This is a genomic window from Geobacillus sp. Sah69 (genome assembly GCF_001414205.1).
In the GTDB taxonomy this organism is placed as follows: domain Bacteria; phylum Bacillota; class Bacilli; order Bacillales; family Anoxybacillaceae; genus Geobacillus; species Geobacillus stearothermophilus.
Genome location: NZ_LLKS01000019.1, coordinates 25,389 through 50,387, shown reverse-complemented (window position 1 = coordinate 50,387; position 24,999 = coordinate 25,389). Strand labels below are relative to the sequence as shown.

20 protein-coding genes, 1 other RNA gene, 1 pseudogene and 1 other annotated feature are annotated in these 24,999 nt (G+C 54.3%); of the genes and pseudogenes, 1 reads left to right on the top strand and 21 read right to left on the bottom strand.

The features are described 5' to 3' along the window. Positions 1-14: 14 nt before the first annotated feature. The 8 genes and pseudogenes from AP057_RS02035 to AP057_RS02000 all read right to left on the bottom strand — a co-directional run. Positions 15-677, bottom strand: coding sequence for a tetratricopeptide repeat protein (locus tag AP057_RS02035; RefSeq protein WP_082432185.1), 663 nt, complete (start codon positions 675-677; stop codon positions 15-17). 90 nt (positions 678-767) lie between these two features. Next, a complete protein-coding gene (gene mnmA / locus AP057_RS02030; RefSeq protein ID WP_033014767.1) occupies positions 768-1,883 on the bottom strand; it encodes a tRNA 2-thiouridine(34) synthase MnmA in 1,116 nt (371 codons plus the stop codon). 99 nt (positions 1,884-1,982) lie between these two features. Continuing rightward, positions 1,983-3,125 carry a cysteine desulfurase family protein gene (locus AP057_RS02025; RefSeq protein WP_055357954.1) on the bottom strand — a complete coding sequence of 381 codons (1,143 nt, stop codon included), beginning with the start codon at positions 3,123-3,125 and terminating at the stop codon, positions 1,983-1,985. Between the two features lie 27 nt (positions 3,126-3,152). Next, the gene (gene cymR, locus AP057_RS02020) at positions 3,153-3,569 is read right to left on the bottom strand and encodes a cysteine metabolism transcriptional regulator CymR (RefSeq protein ID WP_011232042.1); all 417 of its coding nucleotides are present in this window, start codon (positions 3,567-3,569) and stop codon (positions 3,153-3,155) included. Positions 3,570-3,588: 19 nt separating this feature from the next. Next, entirely contained in the window at positions 3,589-3,813 is a 225-nt protein-coding gene (locus AP057_RS02015) for a hypothetical protein (RefSeq protein WP_055357953.1), read from the bottom strand. A 40-nt stretch (positions 3,814-3,853) separates the two neighbouring features. Next, positions 3,854-5,149 (bottom strand): replication-associated recombination protein A, encoded by a 1,296-nt coding sequence (locus AP057_RS02010; protein ID WP_055357952.1) that lies wholly within the window; start codon positions 5,147-5,149, stop codon positions 3,854-3,856. 108 nt (positions 5,150-5,257) lie between these two features. Next, a complete protein-coding gene (locus AP057_RS02005) occupies positions 5,258-6,118 on the bottom strand; it encodes a TetR/AcrR family transcriptional regulator (protein WP_055357951.1) in 861 nt (286 codons plus the stop codon). 1 nt (position 6,119) lies between these two features. Next, positions 6,120-7,685, bottom strand: a pseudogene (locus AP057_RS02000) (efflux RND transporter permease subunit); the annotation flags it as partial. Between the two features lie 181 nt (positions 7,686-7,866). Here AP057_RS02000 and AP057_RS01995 point away from each other — a divergent pair. Further along, a complete protein-coding gene (locus tag AP057_RS01995; RefSeq protein ID WP_049625200.1) occupies positions 7,867-8,517 on the top strand; it encodes an RsfA family transcriptional regulator in 651 nt (216 codons plus the stop codon). Between the two features lie 50 nt (positions 8,518-8,567). On the opposite strand, the gene AP057_RS01990 is transcribed toward AP057_RS01995, so the two are convergent. From AP057_RS01990 to secDF, 13 genes are all read right to left on the bottom strand, one after another. Beyond that, positions 8,568-9,329, bottom strand: a complete 762-nt coding sequence (locus tag AP057_RS01990; protein ID WP_049625201.1) for a ThiF family adenylyltransferase — start codon at positions 9,327-9,329, stop codon at positions 8,568-8,570. A gap of 151 nt (positions 9,330-9,480) precedes the next feature. Then, a non-coding RNA gene (gene ssrS / locus AP057_RS15925) (6S RNA) lies at positions 9,481-9,667 on the bottom strand. 76 nt (positions 9,668-9,743) lie between these two features. Further along, complete coding sequence (gene aspS, locus AP057_RS01985) at positions 9,744-11,516, bottom strand: aspartate--tRNA ligase (protein WP_055357949.1); 1,773 nt, start codon at positions 11,514-11,516, stop codon at positions 9,744-9,746. Positions 11,517-11,520: 4 nt separating this feature from the next. After that, the gene (gene hisS / locus AP057_RS01980; protein WP_055357948.1) at positions 11,521-12,801 is read right to left on the bottom strand and encodes a histidine--tRNA ligase; all 1,281 of its coding nucleotides are present in this window, start codon (positions 12,799-12,801) and stop codon (positions 11,521-11,523) included. A gap of 45 nt (positions 12,802-12,846) precedes the next feature. After that, positions 12,847-13,078 (bottom strand) — a binding site (T-box leader). 201 nt (positions 13,079-13,279) lie between these two features. Next, a complete protein-coding gene (gene ahpF / locus AP057_RS01975) occupies positions 13,280-14,809 on the bottom strand; it encodes an alkyl hydroperoxide reductase subunit F (RefSeq protein ID WP_055357947.1) in 1,530 nt (509 codons plus the stop codon). A gap of 13 nt (positions 14,810-14,822) precedes the next feature. After that, positions 14,823-15,386 (bottom strand): alkyl hydroperoxide reductase subunit C, encoded by a 564-nt coding sequence (ahpC, locus tag AP057_RS01970; RefSeq protein ID WP_013144645.1) that lies wholly within the window; start codon positions 15,384-15,386, stop codon positions 14,823-14,825. Positions 15,387-15,616: 230 nt separating this feature from the next. Then, positions 15,617-15,790, bottom strand: a complete 174-nt coding sequence (locus tag AP057_RS17380) for a hypothetical protein (protein WP_015375481.1) — start codon at positions 15,788-15,790, stop codon at positions 15,617-15,619. An 80-nt stretch (positions 15,791-15,870) separates the two neighbouring features. Beyond that, positions 15,871-16,329 carry a D-aminoacyl-tRNA deacylase gene (dtd, locus tag AP057_RS01960; protein ID WP_013144643.1) on the bottom strand — a complete coding sequence of 153 codons (459 nt, stop codon included), beginning with the start codon at positions 16,327-16,329 and terminating at the stop codon, positions 15,871-15,873. 23 nt (positions 16,330-16,352) lie between these two features. Beyond that, positions 16,353-18,551 (bottom strand): bifunctional (p)ppGpp synthetase/guanosine-3',5'-bis(diphosphate) 3'-pyrophosphohydrolase, encoded by a 2,199-nt coding sequence (locus AP057_RS01955; RefSeq protein ID WP_049626409.1) that lies wholly within the window; start codon positions 18,549-18,551, stop codon positions 16,353-16,355. 148 nt (positions 18,552-18,699) lie between these two features. Next, a complete protein-coding gene (locus AP057_RS01950; RefSeq protein WP_033014788.1) occupies positions 18,700-19,212 on the bottom strand; it encodes an adenine phosphoribosyltransferase in 513 nt (170 codons plus the stop codon). Then, positions 19,203-21,569 (bottom strand): single-stranded-DNA-specific exonuclease RecJ, encoded by a 2,367-nt coding sequence (recJ, locus tag AP057_RS01945; RefSeq protein ID WP_055358085.1) that lies wholly within the window; start codon positions 21,567-21,569, stop codon positions 19,203-19,205. The genes AP057_RS01950 and recJ overlap by 10 nt, the downstream gene beginning before the upstream one ends. Positions 21,570-21,626: 57 nt before the next feature. After that, positions 21,627-22,535: a cation diffusion facilitator family transporter gene (locus AP057_RS01940; protein WP_080985658.1), complete on the bottom strand. Its 909-nt coding sequence runs from the start codon at positions 22,533-22,535 to the stop codon at positions 21,627-21,629. Positions 22,536-22,672: 137 nt separating this feature from the next. After that, the gene (gene secDF, locus AP057_RS01935; protein ID WP_049624740.1) at positions 22,673-24,925 is read right to left on the bottom strand and encodes a protein translocase subunit SecDF; all 2,253 of its coding nucleotides are present in this window, start codon (positions 24,923-24,925) and stop codon (positions 22,673-22,675) included. Positions 24,926-24,999: the final 74 nt, after the last annotated feature.

The following is a 24,999-nucleotide window of genomic DNA, read 5'->3' as shown; positions in this document are numbered from 1 at the left end:
ATCCCCCTGCCTTTTTACGGCGTAAGCCGCTTTTCCATCAGTTTCTTTCCGTATCCGGCAAGCACGTGATCGGGCTTGGCTTCCAAGGCAGCGGCAAACATATTGCGGGCGGCATCGAGCTCATCTTTGTACGCATAAATGACGCCTAAATTGTAGTACGCATCAGCGTGGCGCGGATCGAGTTCCAACGTTTTTTCGAAATAACGCTTCGCCTCATCGACATAATCGAGCGTGGCGAGGCAAAGGCCAAGCTGAAACAGCGCTTCGGCATCCGTCTCGTTCAGCTCAGCCGCGCGCTGCAAATACGGCAGCGCCAGCCGCGGCATCTCGAGCCGCCATAAGGACATGCCGAGCATAAAATGCGTATCGGCATCGTCAAGACCAAGCCCTAGCGCGCGCTCAAACATATCTTTCGCTTTCGCGAACTGCTCACGCTTATAATGCACTGTACCCATGCCGTAATACGCGGCCGCCGCCTTCTTGTCAATTTTCAACGCCTGCCGGAAACAGTCAAGCGCCTTCTCTTCTTCACCGGCAGCAACGAGAACCGTGCCAATGTTAATGTACCCGGCTGGATCGTCCGGATGCTGTTCGACCGCAGCGGAAAAACAGCGGATGGCTTCCTCATACTTCCCCTCGCGCATATACCTCAAGCCTTGTTCGTTGAAATTGGCCACCGCCCATCCCCTCCCTGATTCAACGTGATTTTCAAGCAATGGCCTCCAGCCTAATAGCCTGGTTGAAGATCGTGCGCACCGGCACATCCGTCAACCAACATACCAAAGCTTTTCGCCGTTGCGGAACACTTCATCGATGATGCCGCCGCCAAGACACTCCTCGCCGTTGTAGAACACAACCGCCTGCCCCGGCGTCACCGCCCGCGCCGGCTCATCGAACACGACTTCGGCTTTGCCGTCTGGAAGCGGTCGAACTTCGACGCCGACATCCGGCTGGCGATAGCGGAATTTCGCCGTACAGCGGAACGGCGCTTCCGGTTTGCGGTCAGACACCCAGTTGACATCGATCGCTTTTAATGATGTGGAGTACAAATAATCGTTTTCAAACCCTTGGGCGACATACAACACGTTTTCGCGCACATCCTTGCCGACGACAAACCACGGCTCGCCGCCGCCGCCAATGCCAAGGCCGTGGCGCTGGCCGATCGTGTAATACATGACGCCGTCATGCCGCCCTTTCACTTCGCCATCGAGCGTTTTCATCACTCCCGGCTGAGCCGGCAAATAATGGCTCAAAAATTCTTTGAAATCGCGTTCGCCGATAAAGCAAATGCCCGTGCTGTCTTTTTTTCCAGCGGTGGCGAGTCCAGCCTCTTTGGCGATCCGGCGCACGTCCGCTTTCTGCAAATGGCCGATCGGAAACATCACTTTCGACAGCTGAGCTTGGCCGAGCTGGTTTAAAAAGTACGTTTGGTCTTTGTTCGGGTCGGCTCCACGCAGCATTTTATATTCGCCATCGCGAAACTCGACGCGGGCGTAATGGCCAGTTGCGATGTAATCGGCGCCGATCGACATGGCGTGCTCTAAAAACGCCTTGAACTTAATTTCCTTATTGCACATCACGTCCGGGTTCGGCGTGCGCCCGGCTTTGTATTCATTCAAAAAGTACGTAAACACTTTGTCCCAATACTGTTTTTCAAAATTGACCGCATAATACGGGATACCGATTTGATTGCAAACGCGCACGACGTCTTCGTAGTCCTCAGTCGCCGTGCAAACGCCGTTTTCATCGGTGTCATCCCAGTTTTTCATAAAAATGCCGATCACATCATATCCTTGTTCTTTCAATAGCAGCGCAGCGACCGACGAGTCGACCCCGCCGGACATGCCGACGACGACGCGCGTTTCGTGCGGCGCTTTGTTCATGCTGTTTCCCTCCCTCTAGAAATGTTGATTTATCAAGGCTTTTCGGCCTCTCAGGGGTGTCCAAAAAATATTTTTCGACAAAATCCCTTACATCCTCCTTTAGCGGTTTGTGAGCCGCTTTATGATCTTCACTGTTTCCTCGGCCGCCCGCTCAATTTGTTCCATCGTATTGCCGAGCCCGAAGCTGAAGCGCACAGACGAACGGATGCGCTCCGACTCTTTTCCGCACATCGCGACAAGCACGTGCGACGGGTCGATTGATCCGGCGGTGCATGCTGACCCGCTCGAGGCGGCAATGTCGGCTAAATCCAAGTTCACGAGCAGCGATTCGACATTCGTTCCCGGGAAGGCGACATTCAAAATATGCGGCAGGCCATCCGGGCGGCCGTTGACCGCATAATCGATCCCTGAGGAGCGGAAAATCGCAAGCATCGCCTCGCGCCACGCCGCATATTGCCGACGTTTCTCTTCCCTTGTTCGCTCAGCGATTTCCGCCGCCTGCGCCAAGCCGATGATGCCGGGGACGTTTTCCGTGCCGGCGCGCCGCTTCCGCTCCTGTTCGCCGCCGAAAAAGAGCGGAGTGATGCGGACCGTTTCCCGGACATACAAAGCTCCGCTTCCTTTCGGGCCGTTGATTTTATGAGCAGAAATCGACAGCAAATCGATCCCGTATTCATTCACATCGATCGGAAGAAGCCCGTACGCCTGGACGGCGTCCGTATGGAAATAAGCCGGATGATCGCGAAGCAGCGCCCCGATTTCTCGAATCGGCTGGATCGTGCCGACTTCGTTGTTGGCAAACATGACCGACACCAAAACGGTCTCATCGCGCAGCGCGGCCTTGACATCCTCGACCGATACGGTCCCTTGTTCGTCAACGGGCAAATACGTGACCTTAAACCCTTGCGTCTCTAAATATTCACAAGCGCGCAGCACCGCATGATGCTCGATGGCGGTTGTAATGATATGATTGCCGCGGCCACGGTTCGCTATGGCCGTTCCGATGACCGCAAAGTTATCCGCTTCCGTGCCGCCGCTTGTAAACACAATCTCCGTCTCTTTCGCCCCAATCGAGCGGGCGACAACAGCCCTCGCTTCATCGACCGCGCGGCGGCTCTGCCGTCCAAAATGATGGATGCTTGACGGGTTGCCGAACTGTTCCGTCATCCACTGAACCATACCGGCAGCTACGTCTGGATGGACAGGGGAAGTTGCCGCATGGTCCAAATAAATCCGTTCCAACGGTCATTCTCCTTTCCTTTCTGTTGCTTAAATATAAAACATATATGCCCCTTCATCCCCGTCGCTATACTTCGCCAAATCTTCGAGCGTTGTGCTGTCGAGCACTTCCTCGACCGCATCGCGGATGCGAATCCATAGCTCGCGCTTCGCCGGCTCTTCCTCCTCGAGCTCCTCGACCGGGGTCAGCGGCCCCTCCAACACGCGCAAAATGTCGCCGGCGGTGATTTTCGCCGGATGCTCAGCGAGCACATAGCCGCCATACGCTCCACGAATGCTTTTGACGAGCCCGGCGTTGCGCAACGGCGTGACGAGCTGCTCTAAATAATGTTCAGATAAATTGTTCGCCTTGGCGATCGAACGAAGCGAGATCGGACGATCGCCATATTTTTTGGCCAATTCAATCATAATCGTCAAGCCATATCGGCCTTTCGTCGAAATCTTCATTCATATCCCTCCTAACCGCTTAACCCTTGCGGCCGAGTGCCGGCGGCCGGTCCAAGCAGGCGGCTTGCGACCTTTTGGCATTACGGCAGCACCAAGCCGGCATCGAACCGATCGTCACACAAAAAAGGAACGTGCCAAACGACACCGGGCCGCCGAGCAACCAGCCGGCCAACAGCACGAACGCTTCGATCCCGATGCGAATGTACGCCACGTTCCATCCGGTCAGCTCGGTCAAAGCGAGCATGAAACGCCTATGTTATTATATCATAAAAATCCCTTTCCCTTCACGGCTGAACCTTGACCTCTTGTTTCAACTGCTCAAGCCGCCGGTACACCTTGGCGTAATGTTTTTCCTCGCCATGCTCTTTCGGTTCATAATAGCGGACGCCTTCCAGAGCGGAGGGCAAATACGCTTGCGCCACCCAGCCGTTCGGATAATCGTGCGGATACAAGTAGCCTTGTCCACGCCCGAGTGCAGCCGCCCCTTTGTAATGAGCGTCTTTTAAATGATCCGGAATATCGCCAAGCTTGCCGGAACGGACATCGGCAATGGCAGCGTCCAGCGCCTTGTAAGCACTGTTGGATTTCGGGCTTAAACAGAGTTCAATCGTCACAACCGCGAGCGGAATGCGCGCTTCCGGCAGTCCGAGGCGTTCCGCCGCTTCGACCGCTGCCTGTACTTTCACTCCCATCATCGGATTGGCAAGTCCGATGTCCTCATAAGCCATCACAAGCAATCTCCGGCAAACGGACGCCAAGTCTCCGCCTTCAAGCAGACGGGCCAAATAATGAAGCGCGGCATCGGTATCGCTGCCGCGCACACTTTTTTGAAACGCGGACAACAACGAATAATAATGATCGCCATATTTGTCATGGGTAAAACCGCGGTTTGCGGTGCATGAAGCCACGATATCCTCATCAATATACAAGCGGCCGTGGCGCTCATCGGCAGCCGCAACCGCCGCCTCCAGAAGCGAAAGCGCGACGCGCGCATCCCCACCGGCTGCCTCGGCGATGCGCCATAACAACGACTCGTCAATGACAACCGGCGGCTCGCCGACCCCTCGTTCCGGATCAGCGAGCGCCCGCTTCAGAATGATCATGAGGTCATCTGGCTTGAGCGGTTTCAGTTGTTGGATTTGCCCGCAGCGGCTGCGAATGGCGGGATTGACCTCGTGAAACGGGTTTTCCGTTGTGGCGCCAATCAAGGTCACGAGCCCGGATTCGAGATGCGGCAACAAAACGTCTTGCTGCGCTTTATTCAGCCGATGGATTTCGTCGATAAACAACACGACGTTCCCTGACCAGCGCGCCGCTTCGACTGCCTCTTCGATTTCCTTTTTGCCGGCGGCCGTCGCATTGATAGCGACCCATTCGCGCCTGGCGGTGCGGGCAATGGCGTAAGCGAGCGACGTCTTCCCTGTCCCCGGCTCTCCGTAAAGCAAAAGCGATGGAACATGACCTTTTTTGACCATTTTATAAAGCGGCGTACTAGGGCCAATGATGTGCTGTTGCCCAACGATCTCATCGATCGTCCGCGGCCGCATCCGCCAAGCAAGCGGCTCCGTCGTTTTGGGCATGCCGACCCCCCTCCTTGAGATTGATGATGCTATGTTCACAGACATCCTCCGATGCCGCCTATTCATTTTCGGCGAATGGGGCGTCTCCCCGTGGGAAAATCGGTGGTTTTAATAAAAATAGCGTTCAATGGCCTCCTTCAACTCATTGTACAGCGGAAGCGAGTATTTCGCCAAATAGAGCAGAAGCGCCTCCACCATAAACCGCCTAGCTGTCTCCCCTTTCTCGAGTTCTTCCTTCAATAAGCGCAGCGAGCGAAGAATATCGTCTTCAACCGGTCGCAACGCCGCCATGCGCTCTAAACAGCTGATGGCCCGTTCTTTCCATTGACTCCGCTCTTGGGTCGCCGCAGCAATGTAATCCGCCATCACCGTTTCATCGAGCAATCCCGTCTTGCCGTCAAGCAGGCTGGCAACGATGGCATCAAGCCGATCGAGCAAGAAGGGGACAAGCTTCTCAGGAAGCAGCGGCTTTCGGTCTACCGCCAAGTAAATCAGATATTCTTTCAGCATTCCGTTGAGCATCGTCGCGCAATCAAACGAAACTGGACGCACTTGTTCGCCGTATATGTCTTCAATCGCCCGGCGATACCAGTGGAGCGTATGGGCGCGGATGCGAAACACCAGATGCTGCACCTCATGGCTCACCTTCACAGCTTGTTCGCCCAACTGCATTTGCACCAGCTCTTTATGTTCGTCAAACAGCTGGATTTGTACAGTCAACTGACGCCTTAACCGCTCGCGCGCGGTTAAGGCGGGATCAGCCTCGATTTGTTTAAGCTGGCGAAACAAGACTTCATAATGGTAGCGGAAAATCGATACAGCCAACTCTTCTTTTGATTTGAAATAATTGTAAATCGAACCTTTGGCTACTCCGCTCCGCTCGGCTATTTCCTGCATGGAGGTAGCGTGATAGCCTTTTTCGGCGAATAATTTCATCGCCGTTTCAATGATGTCCTCTTTCCGTCCCAATGTTTTCTCCTTCCTTACTCCTTCTTGTGACATCGGATGGGATTTTCAAATCATTTACATGTTTCGAAATATCATTCGTTACTTTCTGAATGTTGTCGCCGACAATCTGGGCGGATACGCGGGCAAACACTTTTCCGTCCAGCTTTTGAATGGACGTATACACGTCCGCCTCTTTCACTTCGGCGACAGCTGAAAGTGGAATCACTCCGTTTCTCGTCACGATCGGAAGCTCTTTCAACTCATCGATCGATCCCAACGTTTCATCATACGAAAGTTCGACTTGCTCATCCTTGCCGCCGAGTTTCAGCGTCCCCACATCGACCGGTTTGGTCGCATCGGCCACCGCCCCCAGCAATTGCATGCCCGAAACGCCATAAGCGGCCGCCTTTTCCGGATCAATGGCGACAATCACTTGTTTTTGCTTTTCCGTCAAGTTATTCGTCACATCTTTGACATCATCGCGTTGTTTTAAATACGTCTCGACCTGTTTGGCTGCTGTTTGGAGCGCCTCCAAATCATTGGAGTATAAGTCAATATTCACGTTATTATTCGTTGGCGGCCCTCCGCTCGACATCTCTTGCACGCCCACTTTTGCCCCGGGCGCGAGCTGATTCGCGATGCGGCGCATTTTTTTTTCGAAAACGGCCACGGTTTTCGCGGTGTCAGCGCTGTCCTTCGTATTGGCATCTTGTTTTTTCGTCACCGCCATCGACAGCGATGGCTTCAAATTATAGCGGGCGAATTCGCTTTGCTCGTTGACTTCCTCAATCGTCGCAATATCCCCAAGCTTCACGGACGCAACGCGCTGCAATCCATTCGCCGCCATAGGAACAGCTGTCGGCACGAGTTTCAGATTTTTCAACTCATGGATGGTGTTCAATTTTTCCTCGACGCGAACAGGAATTTGCCATGTATCGGTTTGCAACGTTCCAGCCGGGAACGCCAACACCTTTTCATTGATTTGGTTTTTAATCTCTGACAAGTTCAATCCCGCCTGAGCAGCCTTTTTCCGATCGACTGTGATCCGGATGAGGCGCTCGCTGTCTCCACCGATCGAAACGGAATTCACCCCGTCGATTTTATTCAATTCTGGAATCACTTCGGTTTCCAGCAACGTTTGCAGATCGGTTCCGTTTTTGGCAAACAAGGAAATGTTGAAAACCGGGATGGAACCGAATGAAAACCGATTGACTTCCGTTTGCACATTATCGGGCAATCCTGCCTTATCAATGAGCGATTCGACCTGTCGCTCCATTTTCTCCATATCCGTCCGAAACGGAAATTCAAGATTCATAACGGCCATTCCTTCATAGGAAGAACTCTGCATTTGCTTAAGCCCGTCAAGGGACTTCAGTTTTTCCTCGAGCTTGGCCGTGACCTCCTCATTCACGTCTTGCGGAGAAGCCCCAGGATAGACCACTTCAATCGACAACTGGGGAAATTCAATGTTCGGCAGCAAATCGACCTTCAAGGAGGAGAAGGAATACAGTCCTAGAAACATGAGCAAAAACGAACATACAAACACAGCTGCCGCATTTTTCAAACTGAACCTGGTCAAAAACGTCATCATGCCACCTCTCATCCCACGATTTTGACCAATCAGTCTAATTGTTTTGAACTGACCGGTCATACAAAACTATTTCTATGATACATGAAAATGGGAAAAATGAAAAGGGCGAAGTTTAAAGTGGAAATCAAACGGAAAAACTATGACCATATCAACATTACCATTTGATGGGGTGGACAACATGAAAACAAGACAGGATGCTTGGTCACATGAAGAAGATGTACTGTTGGCTGAAACGGTGCTGCAATATATACGCGAAGGAAAAACGCAACTTGCCGCTTTTGAAGTCGTTGGGAGACAACTGCACCGCACAGCGGCGGCATGCGGGTTCCGCTGGAACGCCGAGGTGCGGAAACGGCACCTTGAAGCCATTGAACAGGCAAAAAAACAGCGAAAAGAACGGAAACGGGCATTGGAAATGATGAAAAAATGGCAAAAGGAGGCGGCCGCCGTATCGTTCGGCGCCCCTGACGATCCGAAGCTTGCCGAGGGATCGTCCCCGTTTCTCCCGGCTGCCCCGTTGACGCTTGACGAGTGCATTTCCTTTTTGCAAAGGCTGCGGAACGATGTTGAGCAGCTGGAAGCCGCCCGCCGGGAAAACGAGCGACTGAAACGGGAACGGGCGGAGTGGCAGGCTCGCAATGAACAGTTGGCCAAAAAGGCCGAACGCTTGGAAGCGCGCCAGACGACGGTGCACGAAGATTACGAGGCGCTCGTCAAAATTATGGCCCGCGCCCGTCAGCTTGCCTCCGAAGAAGGCGACCGCTTTTCCCTCGCCCAGCTTCTTCTCTCCGAAACGGGTGGACAAGTCGAACCGATGGCTCATTCATAACAAAACAAGAGGCAATGGCATGCATCGCTCCTTGTCTGCCCATCGTTTCCTCATTCGCCGACGCGGGCGATGGGGATGTCTTTTAACAATTCATTGATGACGTAAGACGCCATAATAAGCCCGGCAACCGACGGAACAAACGCGTTCGATGATGGCGGCATTTTCGCTTTGCGGATCGGCGAAGCATCGTTGCCGACGACTTGGCGAACGTCTTCGCGGATTTTCACCGGCTTCTCATCGGAAAAGACGACCGGAATGCCGCGGCGAATCCCTTCTTTGCGCAGCTTGGCGCGGATGACTTTCGCAATCGGATCGGTGTGCGTTTTTGAAATGTCGACAATACGAAAGCGGGTCGGATCCATTTTGTTCGCCGCACCCATGCTGGAAATGATCGGAATGCCGCGCTTGAGGCATTGTTTCATCAAATGCACTTTGTACACAATCGTGTCGGACGCATCGATGACAAAATCCAGATCATAGGCGAAAAATTGCTCATACGTCTCTTCCGTATAAAACATTTGCAAAGCGATCACCTCGCACGCCGGGTTGATGTCGGCGATGCGCTCTTTCATGAGCTCCACTTTCGGACGCCCGATGGTCGAGAGCAACGCATGGATTTGCCGGTTGATGTTGGTGATATCGACGTTATCGCGATCAACAAGCACCAACCGGCCGACGCCGGAGCGGGCGAGCGCCTCGACGGCGAACGACCCGACACCGCCGACGCCAAGGACGGCGACGGTGGCGTTTTTTAAGCGTTCCAACCCTTCAGGGCCAATCGCGAGTTCATTGCGGGAAAATTGGTGCAGCATCGTTCTCCTCTCCGTTTGCTTCAAAATTGATGTTTATGCCGCTTTTTATCCTACCATCAAGACAGCAAAAGAGGCAACGGCATTTTGCTGGCAAAACAAAACCCCTATGCGGCCATCCGCATAGGGGAAATGCTGTTGATTCCTTAATGTCGCCAGTCCCAATCGTGCCGTCGATACCTTCGTTTTGAACCCGCTCTCCCATAGGTGGGTGCCCTGTTCCAAGGTTTGCGCTTCCCCTGTGACGAAGGGGCGTGCACGCCGCTTGGAAACCCCGGGCTCCCGGATCATCTACTGTTCGGTCAAAACGATGGGTGACTCGACGAACACATTAGGACGGTGTGTTGCTTTGATTGTATCATATTTTTTCGCGTTTGTGAACCTCTGCCGTCAATGTTTCTCCTTCCAACGGCGCCATTATTCCTCACGAGGAAGCACAACGGCCAAATGCAGCTCCTCGAGCTGCTTGTCGCTGACCGGCCCCGGCGCTTCCGTCAATAAGCAGCTCGCACTCGCCGTTTTCGGGAAGGCGATCGTATCGCGCAAGTTCGTGCGCCCAGCGAGCAACATCACCAGCCGGTCAAGGCCAAGCGCAATGCCGCCGTGCGGCGGAGTGCCGTATTCAAACGCCTCAAGCAAGAATCCGAACTGGCGGCGCGCTTCTTCTTCGCTGAACCCTAAGGCGCGGAACATTTTTTCTTGCACGTCGCGCTCGAAAATGCGGAGCGAACCGCCGCCGAGCTCGTACCCGTTTAACACTAAATCGTACGCCTGTGCGCGAACGGCGCCCGGGTTTGTCTCCAACAGCGGAATGTCGTCGCGCACCGGCATCGTAAACGGATGGTGGGCGGCGTAATAGCGCCCTTCTTCTTCGTCATACTCCAAAAGCGGCCAATCCGTCACCCACAAAAACGCGAGCTTCGCTTCGTCGATCAAGCCGAGCTCTTTGCCAAGCTTCAGCCGGAGCGCCCCAAGCGCCGCTGCGACGATCACTTTTTCGTCGGCGACAAACAAAAGCAAATCTCCGTCTTCGACAGCAAGCGCTCGACGCAGCGCCGCCTGTTCCTCATCGGTGAAAAACTTGGCGATCGGCCCTTTCAGCTCATCTCCTTCCGCTTTCAGCCAGGCGAGCCCTTTCGCCCCGTAGCGGGCCGCAAATTCGCCTAACGCGTCGATGTCTTTGCGCGAATAGCGGCTTGCAGCGCCTTTCGCGTTGATCGCCTTCACTTGCCCGCCTTCCTTGACCGTGCGGGCGAACACTTGAAATGCTGAATTACGGACGATTTCCGATACGTCGACGAGCTCAAGACCAAAGCGTATATCCGGCTTGTCCGAGCCGTAGCGGCTCATCGCCTCGTCATACGTGATGCGCGGAAACGGGCGCGGGATGTCGATCCCTTTTGCTGCTTTCACGACGGCAGCCATCATCCGTTCGGTTAAATCCATAATATCCTTTTGTTCGATAAACGACATTTCGATGTCGATTTGCGTAAATTCCGGCTGGCGGTCAGCGCGCAAATCCTCGTCACGGAAGCAACGGGCGATTTGGTAGTACCGTTCCACGCCGCCGACCATGAGCAGCTGCTTAAAAATTTGCGGCGACTGCGGCAAGGCGTAAAATTCGCCCGGATGAACGCGGCTTGGCACCAAATAGTCACGCGCCCCTTCCGGCGTGCTTTTCGTCAACATCGGCGTTTCAATTTCCAAAAAGCGTTCGCTATCCAAAAAGTCGCGCACCGTCTTTGTGATTTTGTGGCGAAGCGCCAGTGTTTGAAACATGACTGGGCGGCGCAAATCCAAATACCGATATTTTAAGCGCACGTCTTCCGCCGCATCCGTGTCATCGGAAATCGAAAACGGCGGCGTTTTTGCCTCGTTGATGATCTCGATTCGTTCCGCTTGAATTTCAATGCGGCCGGTCGCGATGTTCGGATTGACCGTCTCGGGCGCGCGGGCGACGACCGTTCCTTCGACGCTTAAAACGTATTCGCTCCGCACGCGTTCCGCTGCCGCCAGCGCCTCGGCCGAGACATCGGGGCTGGCGACAACTTGGACGATGCCCGTTCGGTCGCGCAAGTCAATGAAAATGAGGCCGCCTAAGTCGCGGCGCTTTTGCACCCAGCCTTTGAGCACGACGCGCTCGCCGACGGCCGTTTCCGGCACTTCTCCACAATGATATGTGCGTTCCATTCGCTCACTCCTCCTTCCCGATCCGTTCATGCAAAAAGTGCGCCAACTCGCCGAGCGGTACATTCGTTTGCTCGCCGCTCGCCATATGCTTTACCGCCACTTCCTGTCTCTCGAGTTCTTCATCGCCGATAATGGCGACAAACGATGCCCCAAGCCGGTCGGCGGCCTTCAGCTGCGCCTTCAATTTTCGGCCCAAATAATCTTGATCGACCCTCAATCCGAAGCGGCGCAATGCATAAACGAGGCGGACCGCCTCGTCTTTCGCCCGCTCACCGACAGCGACGACATAGCAGTCAAGCCCACTCTCCACCGGCAATTCCACTCCTTCGGCGTCAAGGGCGGCCAACAGCCGCTCGATGCTCAAGGCAAAGCCGATGCCCGGCGTCTCCGGACCGCCGATTTCTTGGACAAGCCCGTTGTAACGCCCACCGCCGCACAGCGTCGCCGCCGCGCCAAATCCTTCCGCTTCGCTCATAATTTCAAACGTCGTGTGGTTGTAATAGTCAAGCCCGCGCACGAGCCGCGCATCGATGACAAACGGGATGCCGAGCGCTGTCAAGTATTGTTTCACTTTCTCAAAATAGGCACGCGATTCGTCATTTAAATAGTCTAAAATCGACGGCGCCGTCGCCATCAGCTCATGATCGCGGTCTTTTTTGCAGTCGAGAATGCGGAGCGGATTCGTATGAAGCCTCGTCTGGCAGTCCGGGCACAGCTCGTGGATGCGGTTTGAAAAATGGCGAACAAGCGCCTCTCGGTGCGCCCGGCGGCTGTCAAGGTCGCCCAAGCTGTTCATGACAAGCCGGATCCGTTTTAAGCCAAGCGCTTCGTAAATATGCATCGCTAGCGCCATCACCTCGGCGTCAATCGCCGGATCGCTGCTGCCGAGCGCCTCGACGCCGAACTGGACGAACTGGCGGAACCGTCCCGCTTCCGGACGCTCGTAGCGAAACATCGGCCCGCTGTAATACAATTTCAGCGGCTGGTTCGGACTGCCGTACAGCTTATGCTCGACAAACGCTCTGACAACCGGCGCCGTTCCTTCCGGGCGGAGCGTCAGCGCGCGCCCCCCTTTGTCTTCGAACGTGTACATTTCTTTTTGCACAATGTCCGTTGTATCCCCCACGCCGCGCAAAAAAAGCTCCGTATGTTCAAAAATCGGCGTCCGGATTTCCTGATACCCATACCGGCTGCAGAGGCTGCGGGCAATGTGCTCGACATATTGCCATTTTTCCGAGTCACCCGGCAGCACATCTTGTGTCCCTCTTGGAATTTGAAAAGCCATGCTCATCCTCCTTTGCCCAAAATAAAACGCCCTTGTCCCCATGATCATAGGGACGAGAGCGTCATTCCCGCGGTGCCACCCTAATTGAAGCCGATCCGGCTTCCGCTTGTCGCCATTAACGCATGGCACACGTTCCCCTTTACTGGCGCAAAGCGCGTTCAAAGGGAAACCTACGGAGTGTCTTTCGTTAAGCCATCATGGAGAAGCGCTCGCAGCCTTGGGCGCTTCCTCTCTGGCCATGTGGACCTTAACTACTTTTCTCCATCATCGGTTGTTCCGTATGAGAAAGATGTAATTTTATATTACGGACAATCTCGCCCGTTTGTCAAGTTGTCCTAGCAGCTGTGATCCATGGTTGTTCGCAAAGAGAAAAACCATGATGTCTCATCGCATTTTTCTCCTTGTTGTAAAAAAAGAGAGCCGATTCATTGAACCGCCCCTCCATGGGATCGAAGAGGCGGTCCACCTTCGGCTCTCTTTAATGGCGAATCAAGTAATCAAACGCGCTTAACGCCGCGGTTGCACCCGAGCCCATCGAGATAATGATTTGCTTATAGGCGCTGTCCGTGCAGTCGCCCGCGGCAAAGACGCCTTCAATGTTCGTCGCGCCGCGTTTATCGACGATAATTTCACCGAAGCGATTCCGTTCCACCGTTTCTCCCAACCATTCGGTGTTCGGAACAAGGCCGATTTGCACGAACACGCCTTGCAATTCGATATGATGTTCTTCTCCTGTTTCCCGGTCAATGTACGTCAAGCCGTTGACTTTGTCCGTGCCGGTGATTTCCGTCGTTTGCGCGTTTTTTATCACCGTTACGTTCGGCAGGCTGTACAACCGGTTTTGCAGCACAGCATCCGCCTTGAGTTCAGGGGCGAACTCCAGCAGCGTCACATGGCTGGCGATGCCAGCGAGGTCAATCGCCGCTTCGACTCCAGAGTTCCCGCCGCCGATGACCGCCACGTGCTTCCCTTCGAACAGCGGGCCGTCGCAGTGCGGGCAATAGGCGACGCCTTTGTTTTTGAACTCGTCCTCGCCCGGCACGCCAAGGTTGCGCCAACGGGCGCCCGTTGCGATGACAACGGTTTTGCTTTTCAACACAGCGCCGTTTTCCAGCTCGACTTCAATCAAGTCTTTTTTCTCGAGCCGTTTTGCCCGCTGCGAGCTCATGATGTCGACGTTGTATTGCTTTACATGTTCTTCAATGCTGGCCGCAAGCTTCGGTCCTTCCGTATATTTGACGCTGATAAAGTTTTCAATGCCGAGCGTATCTAAAATTTGTCCGCCGAAGCGCTCCGCGACAATGCCAGTGCGAATGCCTTTGCGCGCTGCGTAAATGGCTGCTGTCGCACCTGCAGGGCCGCCGCCGATCACCAGCACATCAAACGGCTCTTTGTTGGCGAAGGAAGAAGCGTCCGGAGCACTCCCTAATTTGGCGAGGATATCTTCAAGCGACATGCGGCCGCTCGCGAACAGTTTGCCGTTTAAAAACACCGTCGGTACGGCCATAATCCCTTTTTGCTCCGCTTCTTCTTTAAACGCCGCCCCGTCGATCATCGTATGCGAAATATCTGGGTTCAACACGCTCATAATGTTGAGCGCTTGCACGACGTCCGGGCAGTTGTGGCAGGTCAGGCTGACGTACGTTTCAAAATGATGTTTGCCTCTGATTTGTTGAATGCGGTCTACGACGTCTTGGCTGACTTTCGGCGGCCGCCCGCTCACTTGAAGCAGCGCCAAAACGAGGGACGTAAATTCATGGCCGAGCGGCACGCCGGCGAAGGTGATGCCGGTGTTTTCGCCGACCCGGTTGACGCTGAAGCTTGGCGTTCGTTCCAGCTTCGCTTTTTCCACTTTGATTTTCGGCGACATCGCCGTTAATTCATCGATTAAAGCAAGCATATCGCGGGAAACGTTGTCGTCTCCCGCGCTTACCGTCAAGACAATATCATTTTCAAGCAATTGCAAATACTGAGCTAGTTGCGCCTTGATGTCAGCATCCAACAGCATCTCCTAAGCCCCCTTAAATTTTGCCGACAAGGTCAAGGCTCGGCTTCAGCGTTTCCGCTCCTTCTTTCCATTTCGCCGGGCAGACTTCACCTGGATGGTTGCGCACGTATTGGGCCGCTTTAATTTTATCAATCAGCGTGCTGGCGTTGCGGCCGATGCCGTCCGCATTGATTTCCACCGCTTGAATGACGCCGTCTGGGTCAATGATGAACGTGCCGCGTTGCGCCAATCCTTGTTCTTCATCGAGCACATCAAACATGCGCGACAGTTGATGCGACGGGTCGCCGATCATCACGTATTCGATTTTGCCGATAGCTGGCGATGTATCGTGCCATGCTTTATGAGTAAAGTGGGTGTCGGTCGAAACCGAGTACACTTCCACGCCAAGTTCTTTGAACGTCGCGTAGTGGTCTTGCAAGTCTTCGAGCTCCGTCGGGCAGACGAACGTAAAGTCCGCCGGATAGAAGCAGACGATGCTCCATTTTCCCATGAAGTCTTGCTCTGTCACTTCGATGAATTCGCCGTTGTGATACGCTTGGGCACGGAATGGTTGCACTTTTTTCCCTACGAGTGACATTCTTCATCTACCTCCTGTGACTATTTTATAATAATTTTAAACCAATACTTATTATCATATAGGGGCATGTGTTTGTCAATACATATGCAATGGATTTTTTCCTCTACCGATCCGGATCAGTGTTGAGCGGATGCGCAGCGCTCATTCGCAGCTGTTTCGTCTGAACGGCCACACCGCCTCGGCCCACGAAACATCCACACGCCGCGTGCGCTCCTTCCAACTCGCCATGCTTACGGACGAGGCTGCTGTTTTTTCAACATTTGTACGTCTTTCGGCGCCACACCGAATTCGGATGCCAACTCAAACGCTCTATATTGAGCCTCGAGCCGCACCCATTCGTGAAAGTCGGCGGACAACACATCGTCCGCCCGATGCGCCTGCTCGCCTCTTTTGGTTTGCCGCATCGCACTCCTCCTTTCTTATTGCCACACTTGTTTTCATCTTTCCCATTTTTCGCCGAAAATAAAAAAGAAACCGGGAAACTTCATCGGTTTCCCGGTTTCTCGCTGCTGTCGATGATCAAGGTGACCGGCCCGTCGTTTGTGAGCGATACGTCCATCATCGCACCGAATACGCCGGTTTCTACATGAACGCCTCTTTCGCGCAAAGCGGCGTTGAACGCTTCATACAGCGGCAAGGCATGGTCGGGCTTTGCCGCCGCCATAAAGTTCGGGCGCCGGCCTTTTCGGCAGTCGCCGTAAAGGGTGAACTGCGACACCGACAGCACCGCCCCGCCGACGTCAAGCAAGGAGCGGTTCATTTTTCCGTCTTCATCTTCAAAAATGCGCAAATGAGCGATTTTCTCAGCCAAATAGGCAGCATCGTCCTCCGTGTCCTCGTGTGTAACGCCAAGAAGGACGACAAGCCCGGCATCGATCGCTCCGACCGTCTCGCCATCGACGGTGACTTTGGCCTCTTTCGCCCGCTGGATGACCGCTCTCACTCGCCTTCCTCCTTTCGCCGCCCTTAGTTGTTCATCAAACGCTGGACGGAATAAATGTCGGGAATTTGCTTGATTCGATCGACCACTTTTTGCAAGTGGCTCAAATTATGAATGGCGATCGTCATATGGATCGTCGCGATTTTATGGCGATAATCGGAGCGTCCCGAGACGGCGGAAATGTCTGTTCGCGTTTCATTGACCGCCTGCAGCACCTCATTCAGCAAACCGCGGCGGTCAAATCCGGTGATCTCAATGTCCACGTTATATTCGCACTTTCCGTTTGCCCCGCTTTCCCATTCTACGGCAATCAACCGATCGGCCGCTTCTTCGGTCTTGACGTTCGGGCAATCGGCGCGGTGGACGGAAATGCCGCGGCCGCGGGTAATAAAGCCGATGATTTCATCCCCCGGCACCGGGTTGCAGCAGCGCGACAGACGGATGAGCAAGTTGTCCATTCCTTGGACGCGGATGCCGCAGTCGCGTTTTTTTCCAGCCGGCAGCTTGGCTTCGAAGACCGCTTCGGCCAGTTTGCGCTGCTGTTCCTCGAGATCGCGCTGCTTCCGCCATTTTTCCGTCAACCGATGGGCGATTTGCGCCGCTGTGATGCCATGATAGCCGACTGCCGCATACATATCGTCTTCATTCGAAAAATTAAATTTTTCCGCAACGCGCTTGACGTTGTCCGCCGTCATCACTTCTTTCGGTTCAAAACCGAGGCTGCGCACTTCTTTTTCGACCATTTCTTTTCCTTTTTCGATATTTTCTTCACGCCGTTGTTTTTTGAAAAACTGGCGGATTTTGTTGCGCGCCTGCGACGTCTTGGCGAGCTTCAGCCAGTCCTGGCTTGGACCGTACGAATGTTTCGACGTCAAAATTTCCACGATGTCGCCCGTCTGAAGCTTATAGTCAAGCGGCACCATTTTGCCGTTCACTTTGGCGCCGATCGTTTTATTGCCGATTTCCGAATGGATGCGATAGGCGAAATCGATCGGCACCGACCCGGCCGGCAGCTCGATGACATCGCCTTTTGGCGTGAAGACGAACACCATGTCGGAAAACAAATCCATCTTGAGCGATTCCATGAACTCTTCGGCATTGCTGGCGTCGTTTTGCCACTCCAAAATTTCCCGAAACCAAGACAGCTTTTCTTCAAATGAATTAGGTTTGATCGTCTTTCCTTCTTTGTACGCCCAATGGGCGGCGATCCCGAACTCGGCGATTTGATGCATTTCAAACGTGCGGATTTGCACCTCAAGCGGTTCGCCTTTTGGGCCGATCACCGTCGTATGGAGCGATTGGTACATGTTCGGCTTCGGCATGGCGATGTAGTCTTTGAAGCGGCCTGGCATTGGCTTCCAGCATGTATGAATAATGCCGAGCACAGCATAGCAGTCTTTGATGCTGTTGACGATGATGCGGACAGCGAGCAAATCGTAAATTTCGTTGAACTGTTTATTTTGCATCACCATTTTTCGATAAATGCTGTAAATATGTTTCGGACGCCCGGAAATTTCGCAAGGAATATGCACTTCGTTGAGCCGTTCGCGCACTTCTTGAATGACTTCCTCCAAATATTGCTCGCGCTCGGCCCGCTTTTTCTTCATTAAATTGACGATGCGGTAATATTGCTGCGGGTTTAAATAGCGAAGCGCCGTATCCTCAAGCTCCCATTTGATTTTCGAAATGCCGAGCCGATGCGCGAGCGGAGCGAAAATTTCGAGCGTCTCATTGGCAATGCGCCGCTGTTTTTCGGCCGGCAAATGTTTCAATGTCCGCATATTGTGCAGCCGGTCGGCGAGCTTGATCAAAATGACCCGGATATCTTGCGCCATGGCCAAAAACATTTTCCGGTGGTTTTCCGCCTGCTGTTCTTCCTGCGATTTATATTTAATTTTCCCAAGCTTCGTCACCCCGTCGACAAGCATCGCCACTTCCGCGCCGAACTCGCGCTCGAGGTCTTCTTTTGTCGCCTCAGTGTCTTCGATGACATCATGCAAAAACCCGGCGGCGATCGTTGTCGCGTCCATCTTTAAGTCCACCAAAATGCCCGCGACTTGAATCGGATGGATGATGTATGGTTCGCCCGATTTCCGAAATTGGTCGCGATGGGCGTGCTTGGCAAACTCATACGCCTTTTTCAAAAAGGCGACGTCTTGTTCCGACAAATAACAGCTCGCTCGTTCAAACACTTGCTCCGCTGTCAGCACTTGTTCATTGGCCATAGGGTTGAATCACCTTTTTAATCGATTAAAATTGAAGCTGCAAAGCACAGAGGTCCGTTGCGTTCATACGGTTAATAAGAAAGAGCACTCATGTGTGAGTGCCCCTTTTTTCTTTATTGTATCCGAAGATGCGAACAATGTCGACTGTTTAAAACTGCATCAGCGTCAAAATGTCGTAGCCTTCCAATTTTTTGCGGCCGCCAAGCTCGGTGAGCTCAATCAAAAACGCCAATCCGGCCACCACTCCGCCGAGCTGTTCCACCAAATCGATCGTCGCCCGCATCGTCCCACCCGTCGCGAGCAAATCGTCGGTGATCAACACACGCTGCCCTGGCTTAATGGCATCTTTATGCATCGTCAAGACATCTGTTCCATATTCCAGGCCATACTCCACACGGACGACTTCGCGCGGCAGCTTCCCTTCCTTGCGCACCGGCGCAAACCCGACGCCAAGCGCATAGGCGACCGGGCATCCGATGATAAAGCCGCGCGCTTCCGGACCAACGACGATATCGATTTGTTTTTCGCGCGCATATTGAACAATTTGGTCGATCGCGTATTTGTACGCCAGACCGTTGTCCATCAGCGTTGTAATATCTTTAAACATGATGCCCGGCTTCGGGAAATCGGGCACAATCGTAATGTATTGTTTTAAGTCCATGATACGTTTGCCTCCTCGTGCGTTTGCGAACGTGTCATTTCCGCCAAACAGCGGTTAAGCTGCTCATAAGTAGAATATAATAACTGTTGCTCCACCTCAAGCTCGTCCCGCCAGCGGCGGTACGTCGGCGATTCGTGCAAATCGCGCTTCGCCGGCGCGCGGACGAGCGAAATGACGCCGTTTTGCTCCGTAATAAACTCCAACTCCAAAAACACTTTCGCCATAAAATGAACGGTCTCTTCCGTCCAACCGCGGGCGCGCGCCAATTGCCCGCCCCGCTCGGCAAGCGGGAACGAACGGTATTTGTGCAACAGCGCATAAAACCATTTAAAATGATCGCGCGTCGGGAACGTACGGAAAAATCGGGCTTCCGGCTGGGCGAACAGCGCATAAATGCGCGCCGGCTCCTTGCCCCCAAGCAAGGCGGCAAGCCGCCCGAGCGTCGGCGGCAAATCAAGCAGCACAACGTAACGGCCGCTAATCTCCAGCGCACCCGCCTCTTCGTCCGTCAGCACGCAGCGAAGTTCCCCGCGAAACGAGGCTAAATCAGGGCGCGCGCCCGTTCCTTGGCGAAACATGACAAGCAGCCGCTTTTCTTTTGGCAACCGCTCAAGAAAGGGACGGACGTCGCGGCAGCCGCGGATGTCAAACAGCTGGCAGTGGCTGACCGCCAGATCACACAGCGACAGCTGCGCCTTCGCCAGCCCGTTCCATTCATTCACGGAAAGCTCCCCGACTGCCGAAACGCGCGCCCCCGGGGCGATTTCCTCACACAGCGGTCCGAGGCCAAAACCAATGGCGTCGACTGAGGCGCCCTCCTGCGCAAACACCGCCTTCATATGGGCGCCGTTCGCTCCGACGCGCCGCATCGTTTCAACGGACGCCCCTTCAATGAGAACAAGCGGCCGCGGATTGCCGACGCCAAACGGAGCGAGCCGTTCGAGCCCGCGGGCGGCGTCGAGCGTCAGCTCAGCGACCGAACAAGAGGCGTCAATAAACGTCAGCGGCGTCAAGTCGTCATCGGACAGCGTTTCCGCGGCGATGGCGTTCAGCCGTTGCCGCAATTCTTCGACATCATCAAGCGCCAATGTCATCCCCGCCGCCATCGGGTGGCCGCCAAAGTGCGGCAACAGGTCGCGGCATTGCGACAGGCTGGCGAATAAGTCAAACCCATGAATGCTACGGGCTGACCCTTTGGCGATCCCTTTTTCCCGGTCGATTGAAAGCACGACCGCCGGGCGGTAAAACTGCTCAACAAGCTTAGAAGCGACAATGCCCACCACTCCGGCATTCCATCCTTCGCCTGCCACAACCAAGACGCGATGTTCCTCAGGAGGAAATTGGCGGCGCACCATGTCCGCCGCTTCTTCAGCGATTTGTGCCACAAGCTGCTGACGTTCGCGGTTTAACTCGTCCATCTCCGCCGCCAGCTGCACCGCTTCGTTCTCATCGTCCGTCATTAAGAGCGCCACTGCCGGATCGGCGCCGCCGAGGCGCCCCGCCGCGTTCAAGCGCGGAGCGATGACAAATCCGACCGTCTGTTCGTTGATGGCCGCCGCATCAATGCGGCATTGCCGAAAAAGAGCGCGCAGCCCGATGCGCTCCGTCGCTCGCAACGCTTCAAGCCCGTGTGCAACAAAGAGGCGGTTTTCCCCAACAAGCGGAACCAAATCAGCGATCGTGCCGATCGCGACCAAATCAAGCAAATGGCGCGGCACCCGCCCAAGCAAGGCATGGGCTACCTTAAACGCAACGCCGACGCCGGCTAAATCGCGAAACGGATATGTACTTCCCGGCTGCTTCGGATGGATGATCGCATGCGCCTCCGGCAACACCGGACCTGGCTCGTGGTGATCCGTTACGATGACATCCATCCCCCACTCGTTGGCGGCCGCAATTTCCTTGACCGCCGCAATCCCATTGTCGACGGTCACAATGACGGAAACGCCGCGCTCTTTTGCGGAGCGAAACGCCGCCATGTTCGGCCCGTATCCTTCCGTAAATCGGTTCGGAATGTAGAACTCGACCGACGCCCCCGCCTCCTTGAGAGCACTCACCATCACCGACGTGCTGCAAACGCCATCGGCATCGTAATCGCCGTATACCAACACGCGTTCACCCGCGTCGATCGCCCGCTTTAGACGCTGAATCGCGCGCTCCATCCCGTCAAGCAAAAACGGATCATGAAACGATTGCTCAAGCGGATTGAGAAACGACGCCGCCTCCGAGGCCGTCCGCACCCCGCGGCGGACGAGAAGCCTCGCCAATAAGGGCGTGACGCCGGCTTCCTCAGCCAGCCGCCTCACCGTCTGCTCATCGAGGCGCTCCACCTCCCAACGCGTTTTCGCTTTCAACATGTCTCCCACCTCAACTCTCCTTATTATACAAAAAGGAGAAAAGGGCAGGCAACGACATTACGGTTTTTTTTCCGGGTTGTACGGGTTGATGTGAACCATGACATTGCGGACGCGCGGCAGCGTCAGTAGTTTTTCTTTCACTTTCTTTCCGATCCGGTGCCCCTCTTCGACCGTCAAGCGCGGATCGACGGCGATTTTCAAATCGACGATGACGTAATGGCCGTGCTCGCGTGCATGCAGCTCATTGATTTGCCGCACATCGGGAATGGACAAGACCGCCTCGCGCAAATAGCCAGCCTCTTCCTTGTGAAGCACATGGTCGATCGCCGTATGGACCGACTGTCGGCCAAGGTCCCATGCCATTTTCAGAACAAGCAGCGAGACGAACAATCCGGCGAGCGGGTCGGCATATACAAGCCAGTCAATCTCCCATTTTCCACCGACAATGGCGGCGCCGACGCCGATGAGCGCAGCAAACGACGAAAACACATCCGATCGGTGCTCATAGGCGTTGATGATCAGCGCATCGCTGTTTAGCTTTTTCCCGAGCCGGTATTTATAGTGAAACATCGCTTCTTTGACAGCAATCGACAACAACAAGATGTAAATGGCGGCCGCCCCGGGCGGCGACAGTGGGGCGAAAAATGACAGAAACGCCGAGCGCCCGATCTCGATCCCAACGAGAAATAGAAGAACCGCGACAATAATGGCGGCGATTGATTCCGCTTTCCCATGCCCGTACGGATGATCCTCATCCGGCGGGCGCGCAGCGGCCCGCAGTCCGACCCAAACGGCGAACGAGCCGGCAACATCGGACGCTGAATGGGCGGCATCAGCGATCAACGCTTGGCTTTGGCTCCACACGCCGACCGCCGCCTTGACAGCAGCAAGCGCCATGTTGCCGGCGATGCCGACGACCGCTGCTGTTTTCGCCTGCTTGAATCGCTGTTCGTGTTCCATGGCCATCTCCCCCACCTTTGCATTCAGCAACCTCACACGCTGCCTATGTTGCATCTGACGGTTAGTGTATCCATTTTCCGCCCCGAGCATTGCCCCGAACAAAAAAGGCGCCGGAAAAGCACATTCACTTTTCCGGCGCGCTGTTACACCTGCGGTTCGGCCTCGGCCGCCGCTTTTTTGGCTCCTTTCCCTTTTTTGAGCTCCTGTCCTTTCCAAACGACCCAAAGCTGAGACGCGATGCAAAGCGACGAATAGACGCCGCACACAAGTCCAACGAGCAAGGCGAGGTTGAAATTGCGGATCGCTTCGCTGCCAAAGATGAGCAACGCGATGACCGTAAACAAGACGGTCAATACGGTATTGACCGAGCGCGTAAATGTTTGCTGCAACGCCCGGTTGACGATATACTTCAAGTCGTCAACCGTTTTCACTTTCCGCTTTTTCATCAAATCCCGGATGCGGTCAAACGTGACGATCGTATCGTTGATCGAGTACCCGATGATCGTCAGCACCGCGGCGATGAATGTCAAATCGACTTCAAGACGCGTCAAGCTGAACACAGTGACAATGAAAAAGGCGTCATGCAACAGGGCAACGATCGCCGCCAACGCCATCCGCCACTCAAAACGGATCGTCACGTAAAGAATGATGCCGATCGAGGAAATCAGCACAGCAATGAGCGCATTGCGGGCCAGCTGCTTGCCGACGACCGGAGAGACGGTGCTGATGTTTGGTTCGTTGCCATACGCTTGCTTCAATTCATTTTTCAGCTTGGCAATTTCTTGCTTATCGAGCACGCCAATCAAGCGGACGACGCCTGTTTTCCCATCCGTGCCGGACAGGACGACATCCTCCGGCTTGTAGCCGAGCCGCTCGAAATAGTCGCTCAACTCTTTCGCATCGATCGGCTGGCTGCTCTTCACCTCAACGCGCGTTCCGCTCGTGAAGTCAATGCCAAGATTCAGCCCCAGGGCAAACAACGAGATGACGCCGGCGATCGCCAATGCGCCAGAGAAAATGAAAAACTTTTTGCTATGTTTGACAAAATCCCAGCGGTCAAACTTCGTCGGCACTTCCGTTTCCTCGGTCGTTTCGGCAATGTTTAAGATTTGCGACTTTTTGACGCCAAACCACTCCGGCTTTTTATCGAGCCAGCGGCTTGACACAAGCAGTCCGAGCAACAGCCGCGTGCCATAAACAGCGGTGAGAAAGCTGACGACGATGCTGATGATGAGCGTCGTCGCAAACCCTTTCACCGAGCTTGTCCCGTAAATAAAAAGAACAGCGCCGGCGATGATCGTCGTAAGGTTGGCGTCAAAAATCGTCGCAAACGACCCGCGGTTGCCAGCACGGAACGCCGACAGCATCGACTTGCCGAGCTTCAGCTCCTCTTTGATCCGTTCGTACGTAATAATGTTGGCATCGACCGCCATCCCAACCCCTAAAATCAGGGCGGCAATGCCCGGCAGCGTCATCACGACGTTCATCCAATCAAACAAAAGCAAAATCAAATAAATGTATACCGACAGCGTAATGACGGCGATGATCCCGGGAAGCCGGTAAAACCAAATCATGAACAAGAAGATCGCCGCCACACCGATGATGCCGGCCAACACCGTTTTTTGCAGGGCGTTTTTCCCAAACTGAGCGCCGACGGACGTGGAGTAAATTTCATGCAGCTCGACCGGCAGCGCGCCGGCATTGAGCAAATCGGCCAGCTGTTGCGCTTCTTTGACCGTAAAATTGCCGACGATCGACACATCCGTCTGATTGAACACTTGGTTGACTGAAGCGGCGGAAATAAATTTCGGATCCGTTTTGCCCGCTTCTTTCCGGTAGGAGTCCACCCCTTCTTTAAAATCGAGCCAAATGACTAAAATGTTGTTTGGCGGCCCCATTTTATATACTTTTTCCGTCACCTGGCGGAACTTGTCGGCGTCTTTCAATTTCAGAGCGACGCTCGGCCGGCCGTTTTCATCAAACGACAGCTTCGCTCCGCCTTGGACGAGGTCGCTTCCATCCATAAGCACGTTGTCATTGACATCGCGGAACGTCAATTTCGCCTGCGTGGACAAAATTTCGCGCGCCTCATTTTGGTCTTTCACCCCGGCGAGCTGGACGCGGATGCGGTTTCCTCCCTCGATGTCAACGCGCGGCTCACTGACGCCAAGGACGTTGATCCGTTTATTCAGCGCACTGACGGTGCTTTGCAGCGTCTCTTGGTCAATCTTATCGCCTTTTTTGGCCGGCTTCACTTCATACAGCACTTCAAAACCGCCTTGCAAGTCAAGGCCCAGTTTGATGTTATGTACAATTCCTTGAATCGTCGGCCCCATCACTCCGGCGAACAAAAGCAGGAGCAGAAAAAAGGCGACGATGCGGTTTCGTTTTACCATTCTCCTTAAGATTCCTCCTTCAACTTGCTTCAGAGCCGTCCGGTGTCGCGCCAAGCAAAATATTGGCCTCGCCT